The organism is Mesorhizobium sp. M7A.F.Ca.CA.004.04.2.1 (assembly GCF_004022825.1).
Lineage (GTDB): Bacteria > Pseudomonadota > Alphaproteobacteria > Rhizobiales > Rhizobiaceae > Mesorhizobium.
This window is the reverse complement of the sequence record NZ_RZPH01000399.1, coordinates 1-5,095: the sequence shown is the minus strand read 5'-3', so window position 1 is coordinate 5,095 and position 5,095 is coordinate 1. Positions and strand designations below refer to the sequence as shown.

Here is a 5,095-nt window from a genome sequence, read left to right as displayed (position 1 = left end):
CCTCACACGGAGGGCGTTTATTACCGCCACTCCTGGTGCGCGCATTTCATCGAGGTGCGCGTCGACGAGGACTTCGGCACGGTGCGTGTATCGCGTGTGGTGTCGGCGCTGGATTCGGGGCGGCTCTACAACCCGAAACTTGCCGAAAGCCAATGGAAGGGCGGCATCATCATGGGCATCGGCCAGGCGCTATTGGAAGAAGGCATCGTCGACCGCCGCCACGGCCGCATCGTCAATGACAACCTCGCCGACTATCTCGTGCCGACCAATGCCGACATCCCCGACATCGAGGTGATCTCGGTCGGCATCCCCGACCTGCATTCCTCGGTGCTCGGCGGCAAGGGCGTTGGCGAACTGGCCATTGTCGGCGTGGCGCCGGCGATTGCCAACGCGGTGTTCCATGCGACGGGAAAACGCGTGCGGGATTTGCCGATCACGCTGGAGAAGCTGATTTAAGGGCGGTGGCCGATCTCCCCCTTGAGGGTCCCCTTGTGGGGAGGCCAGGCCGCAGCTTCGGGCGGTGGTGCTCCCTCCACACTTTCACCTTCAGCACTCGCGCAACCATCAAGGGGTAAGACCATGAGCGACATCCATTTTGGCACCGGCAAAATGCCCCCTGAAAACATTACCCCCTCAGCATCGCCGACTGGCTGTGCCTTGCCGCGGCCATAGCCGAAACCGAGGCCCGCCACGCGATCCGAAAACCGCTGACCCGGACGACGAGCCGTGACTTCCTTATGCAGGTTTTCTGCTCCGTTGCTGCTCAAAGCCCAAATCGGCAAGACCGCGCTCCACGAAGCCCTCAAAGCCGAAAAATTAGCCACATCCACCGTCAAACCGAAATGGGTTCTTCTGGTGACTCCATGGCTAACCAGTTAACCCGACGCTACCCATCGCGGGTGCTATCATATTGATCTCGGTCAACGGACGGCGGGTACGCGATGCGCGGCCACAGGAGCGGCCGCGCATGACGGGATTATCCGCTTAAGCCGCGGTTTCGGCGCCGGCCTCGCTTTGCGCGGCATAGTGCGCAAATGTCGCCTTGAAGCGGCCGTTGACGTATTCGCCCGACGTGATCGGGGGGTACTTCGCAGGATGATCCTCATCAACGCAACTGGGAAGCACCTCGATCACGGCATCATAGTTTGGACCGAAGAAGAACGGGATCGAATAGCGTTCTTTGCCGGAACGGTTCACCGCGCGGTGGACGGTCGAGGCGAAAAGGTCATTGGTCCAACGCGCCATCTGATCTCCCACATTGACGACGAAGCAGCCGGGGACGGGATCGGCCGCAATCCACTCGCCTGTTGCATTCAGTACCTGCAAGGCTGAAATACCATCCTTCTGGGCCAGGATCGTGAAGCACTCATAGTCCGAATGCGCCCCAATGCCGATCTGTCGGTCATCGATCTCGCCAAACTGCGGTGGATAGTGGAGCACCCGCAAAGTTGCGAGCGGCTTGCCGACCAGCAGGTCGAAATATGTCTCCTCCAACCCCAGAGCCAGAGCAAAGGCATGGAGCAGGTGGCCACTCAGCGTCAGCATCTCGGCATGGTAGGCTTCCAGTGCCGTTCGGAACTCCGGCCTGCCCGCTGGCCACTGGTTGGGACCGTAGAGTACTTTGCCGGCCTTCACGTCCGGATCGTCGGCTGGCACATCCAACGCAATATCATAGGATTCGTGCAGGTCTCCGCGCGCGGTCGGATCCGTATTCTCTTCCAATATTGCCGCATAACCGCGATTATTCTTTGAATTGGAAACGTGATTCTCCATCTTCACGTCGTCGGATTCGGCGAAATACACCTCCGCCACCTCAAACGTGGCATCGATGACATCCTTCGGAACGTGATGGTTCTTGATATAGAGGAAGCCGACTTCCGTGCAGGCCTCGCGCAGTTCCTGGGCGAGCTTTCGCTTGGCCGCCTCGTCGCCTGTGAACATGGGCTCGAGATCAATGATCGGGATCTTGTCGAAGCTGACACGCTGCGGGTCGAGCCCTCCCCCTTTCATTGCACGCGCGCCGTTGCCGGTTTCAAGGACCTTCATTTTTCTGTTCCCTTTTCTTGCTGGCTTGCATCGAAAATTGTTTCGACGTAGTAGCGCGGCCCCGTGAAAACGAAGCCGGGCGAGAAGTAGCGGCCGCAGACATCCATGAACGCGGTCATCTTACGCGACGGAGCGTGCGGGCGCGATATGCGGATGCTGACCCGCTTTTCCGCGGACTCCCATGTGTCGAGCAACGGAATGAGGTGGCCGCGTTCACACTCGATCGTGGTGAAGAAGTGCGGTAGATAGGCAATGCCCTCGCCCGCAACGGCGAAGTACTTGATAGTCCAGTATTCGTTGGCGATCAGGTTGCTGCGCGGCAAGATACTTTCCTGCGCGGTACCTTTCTGTAGCCGCCAGTGCTGCAGGCCCGCCGAGGTGCGATAGACAATGCCCTGGTGTTCCGCCAAATCGGCGGGTTTTCGTGGCATCCCGGCACGCTCGACATAACTCTTGCTGGCAAAGAGTGCGAATTTTGCGGTGGAGAGCGTTTCGCCGCCTTCGATACCTTCGTCCCATGAAATCACGGCGTCGAGCATATCGAGGCTCTCCGGCGCGTAGAGAACGTGCGGCGAAAAGAAGGTGAGTTCGATTTCCACCTTGGGGTAGAGCTTTCTGAACGCCATGAGCATCTGCGTGTAGTAGGCCGTGCCGAACTCCCCCGTGGCGCCGATCCGCAAGGTTCCGGTCACGTCGTCGCTCAGTTCCGTCACGGCGGCCCGCGCCGTATCGCAGCTTTGCAGTATCTGCCGCGCGTGCCCGAGCAGGGTTTGCCCTGCCTCCGTGAGCAACAGGACACGGCCGGAGCGCTCGAACAGAGCGACCTTCAGATCGTCTTCAAGCTGCTTGAGCCGAAGACTGAGCGTGGATTTGGGCAGGCCGTACAACTTCGCCGCGGCGGACAATGACCGCAGTTCCGCGATTTTTACAAATGATGCCAGAGCATCGGTGTTCATTTGATCGTTCACATTTCTGTGCAAAATGCCCAAAAAATGAGCATGATTATTTTTGTTGCATGAACGAACGTAATCGGCTGTTATGCACTGCACAAGAGCCAATTCGCTTTTGCCAAATCAAAAAAGACGCTCCGGCGGCAATCGTCACCGTGCAGGGAAGCTGCATGGGCGCGGCATGCTTCCGGCTGAGAAAAACAAAGAAAACAAGGGGAACCACGAAATGAAAGAGCGCAACACGATGCCGTCCGGCTCAGTTCGCCTGTTCGCGGCGGCGGCCACGGTTTTCGCATCCTGTGCTGCGTCCGGCGCATATGCCTTTACTCTGGAAGGGTCGCCCAAGGTCGCGTTCATCTATGCAAGTTCAGCGCAAGACGGCGGATGGAACGAAGCCCTCGAGGCCGGCCGCAAGGCCGTGGAGGAACAGCTACAGGTGCCTGTCTCGGTGACGGAGAACATACCGGAAGAGACCACGAAGCTGCGCGCGGCGATCGATCTCTACGTCAAGCGCGGCTTCAACATCATAATCGGCACCACCTATGGCTACAGCGCCCCAATGGCCGAAGCGGCCAAAGCCTATCCGAATGTGGCGTTTCTCAGTGCTTCGGGCACGGAGAATGGGGCCAACATGGAAAGCTTCTATGCCCGCACTTACCAGGGTTGGTACCTTGCAGGCATCGCGGCAGGACAGGCGACGAAGACGAAGAAGATCGGCATCCTCGCCGGCTTTCCGGTCGGCGTGGTGAACTGGGATATCAACAGTTTTGCACTCGGGGCCCATTCGGTCGATCCTACGATCGAAACGGTCGCGGTCTTCGCCAACTCCTGGTGGGACCCGGTGAAGGAAGGGCAGATCGCCCAGGCCATTCTCGACCAGAAGGCCGACGTGCTCGCCACGAATCTGAGCGCGACCTCGGCGCTCGACGCCGCCGAAAAGGCAGGCGTTCCTTCGATAGGCTTTCAGCTCGACATGTCGCATGCCGCGCCGCGGACGATCCAGACCTCCGTCATCTTCCGCTGGGAGAAATATCTTGTGCCGACGATCAAGGAGATCATCGACGGCAACTGGAAACCCGAGGAATACGGCGCCTTCGAAGGCCTTGAAGCCGGCGTGGTCGATCTCGCTCCTTTTGGCCCCTCGGTTTCCGAGGAGACCAAGGCAAAGGTCGAGGCAGCAAAGCGGGAGATCATCACCGGCAAGCTTGATCCGTTCCAGGGCCCTCTGAAAAAGCAAGACGGCACCATCGTTGTCGACGCCGGCGGGAAGGTCGACGATGCGGCGCTCTGGTCGATGGACTATTTCGTCGACGGTGTCATCGGCACCATGCCGGCGAAGTAATGACGACGGCGCTTCCGCAGGCAGGAGACATGCGACAACCGCCGGGCACGCCGGCGGCTCTGTTGATGCGCGGCATAGGCAAGTCGTTTGACGGCAAAGCCGCGCTCCGCGATGCGTCCTTCTGTCTCGAATGGGGAGAGGTGCATGCCATCGTCGGTGAGAACGGTGCAGGCAAGTCCACTTTGATGAACGTGGCGGCCGGCGTCTATGTAGCTGACGGGGGCGACCAATCGATCGACGGCGAAGCGATCAGTTTGCGCAGCCCGCTGGAAGCCGCCGCCGCCGGTCTCGGCATGGTCCATCAGCATTTCCGGCTGGTCGAGAGTTTTACGGTTGCCGAAAATGTTCTCCTCGGCTTCGGTCGCAAGGCTGCTGTGAAAACGCTGAGCGATGCGGCGGCGATCGTTTCCGCCAAGTCGAGCGAGATCGGCCTGCCCGTCGATCCGCACAAGCTGGTAGCGAACCTTTCGATCGCCGAACGCCAGCGCGCCGAGATCATCAAGGTCATGCTTCTGGGCGCCCGAATTCTGGTCATGGACGAACCGACGGCGGTGCTGACCGACGAGGAAGCGCGCACGCTTCTCTCTTTTGCCCAGCGATTGTCGAGGCAAGGTCACGCCGTGGTTCTGATCACGCACAAGTTCCGGGAGGTTGCCGCTTTCTGCGACCGGGTAACGATCATGCGGCACGGCGAGACCGTGCTTGACGGTGCGCGGGTTGCGAACGTCACCGAAGCGGAGGTGGCGCGGCTGATGGT

The 5,095-nt window shown here is 59.8% G+C and carries 5 protein-coding genes; 3 read left to right on the top strand and 2 right to left on the bottom strand.

Annotation, left to right across the window (positions count from 1 at the left end):
- On the top strand, positions 1–456 hold a 456-nt coding region (locus EN893_RS18365; protein ID WP_164900945.1), incomplete at its 5' end, for a molybdopterin cofactor-binding domain-containing protein.
- 528 nt (positions 457–984) lie between these two features.
- Here the strand turns inward: EN893_RS18365 and EN893_RS18360 are convergent.
- Together EN893_RS18360 and EN893_RS18355 are read right to left on the bottom strand one after the other, a co-directional pair.
- A complete protein-coding gene (locus EN893_RS18360; RefSeq protein WP_164748936.1) occupies positions 985–2,046 on the bottom strand; it encodes an isopenicillin N synthase family oxygenase in 1,062 nt (353 codons plus the stop codon).
- On the bottom strand, positions 2,043–3,002 hold the full coding sequence (locus EN893_RS18355; protein WP_127268795.1) for a LysR family transcriptional regulator: 960 nt from the start codon (positions 3,000–3,002) through the stop codon (positions 2,043–2,045). The genes EN893_RS18360 and EN893_RS18355 overlap by 4 nt, the downstream gene beginning before the upstream one ends.
- A gap of 220 nt (positions 3,003–3,222) precedes the next feature.
- On the opposite strand from EN893_RS18355, the gene EN893_RS18350 reads away from it, so the two are divergent.
- Both EN893_RS18350 and EN893_RS18345 read left to right on the top strand, forming a co-directional pair.
- Positions 3,223–4,338, top strand: a complete 1,116-nt coding sequence (locus tag EN893_RS18350) for a BMP family ABC transporter substrate-binding protein (protein ID WP_164748937.1) — start codon at positions 3,223–3,225, stop codon at positions 4,336–4,338.
- A 29-nt stretch (positions 4,339–4,367) separates the two neighbouring features.
- Positions 4,368–5,095 (top strand): ATP-binding cassette domain-containing protein (locus EN893_RS18345; protein ID WP_164900944.1); only part of this gene is annotated, 728 nt, incomplete at its 3' end.